The organism is Parabacteroides sp. merdae-related_45_40, from assembly GCF_001915675.1.
Genome location: NZ_MNQY01000126.1, coordinates 35801 through 37407, shown reverse-complemented (window position 1 = coordinate 37407; position 1607 = coordinate 35801). Strand labels below are relative to the sequence as shown.

Genomic DNA, 1607 nt, shown 5'->3' with positions numbered 1-1607 from the left:
TGGCCGTTGTTGGCACCCGGTCCCCAACTGTTTTCCACCATCCACTTTTTAGGTTGGCCGTTGGCATCCAAATCTACCGCCATCAGTGTCATGGCATGGGAAGAGCCGCTGGCGAATGTCTGGATGCGTTGTTTCTTGTCCATACCGAAAGTCGTGCCCATCAACGAGCCGTAGTCATAATAGTTGACATCGAGCACTCCGCGGTTGCGGTCGAAGAATTTGCCCACGTCGCAGGAGAAATACATCATGGTGCTGTCCTTGATGGAGGCGATCGCCATCTCTTTGATATCTTCTATCGGAAGGTTGACGTATGTCCAGTTCTTGCCGTCATAGGCATGGCGGTCAAAGTCGATCTCATATAGTTTATAGAAGTCTCGGCTCGGATCGTTCATCAGCATGACATAGTTGTTCTTCAAATCTTCGCCCACGAATTCTTGATAGAATGATTGCGGGGTGTATTCTTTTGTCTCGACCGGTTTGCCGCTTGCGTCTTTGCGTGTCCAGGTGAATTTCGTAGGAGGTTCTCCGAGGTTGAGGACCAGCATACGGTAGATTTCGCCCAGCATCTCGGTTTTGCGTTTTGCCAGCGCTTCCGGTTTCGAGCCTTTTGCGTCGCGTAGTTCCAATCCGTATTCTTTCAATTTCAGTCCGATCAGGTTGGACATACGGCTGGTATTGTCGCTGCTATAGGTTTCGACCATGACACCGGAAGGAACGATGCCGTATTTCATCAGGTTGTCGGAGATACCGGTGAATTGTCCGCCGTCTCCGATCGGATTCTTGAACAGCCATTCCACCATTTTGTCGTCGATCGGCTTTTCCCGTGTATCAATGATTCCTTGCAGGAAAAGGTTTGCTTTTTCAAGCTGGTCCCAGAAGAAGTTGTAGTTCTGCGAGAGTTCGAATTCCGGGAGGTTATACTTGGCGATGACCTGCGCACGAATAACATTCAATCCTGTAAACAACCAGCAACGGCCGGAGGATTTCTGGTTCGTGATCCCTTTACTGTTCACTTTGTTTGAAAAGTAGGTGTCGAAATTGTTTTTGCTGTCATTGTTGACTGCCAGTTTGTTGATGTCGTTGCCCGCGATTGCATTGTGAATGGCTTTGTCGGCCGGCGTTCCTTTGTAAGCTTGTTTGATTTCCTGCAACATTCCGGACGAGATACCGCCTTCCTGCCCGTAAGCCGATAACGATAGCCCGAATGCAAGGGCTGTTATCCACAGATTGTTTTTTCTCATGATATAATTTGTTTAGTTTTTAAGTGTTTTGTCACAAAAGTAGTTTAATTTCTTTATATGGAGGTTACTCGGTGGCTCATTTAGCTTCCTTGCCTGGTTCATGTTGGAACGAGGATGAATGATATAATTGTATATGTATTTGAATAATATTTATATTGTAATGAATAATATTTATTATTTCTTGCATGTTTATAAATTATTGAATACTTTTGTTGTAAAGTAATCTTTTAGTCAAGTATAAACAAGAATAAGAAAGAAATCTATGAATAACGAGATCAAAAGAAGACTCCCCTTGCAGTGCCCGGCTTGTGACGCGCCTTTGAAAGTGGGTCGGATGTTTTGTGGGCAATGCGATACGGAGGTGTG

1 protein-coding gene is annotated in these 1607 nt (G+C 45.3%); it reads right to left on the bottom strand.

The window, feature by feature from the left end:
• The coding region (locus tag BHV83_RS17535) for a C1 family peptidase (RefSeq protein WP_286757824.1) at nucleotides 1–1241 on the bottom strand (1241 nt) is incomplete at its 3' end.
• Between the last annotated feature and the right edge of the window lie 366 nt (nucleotides 1242–1607).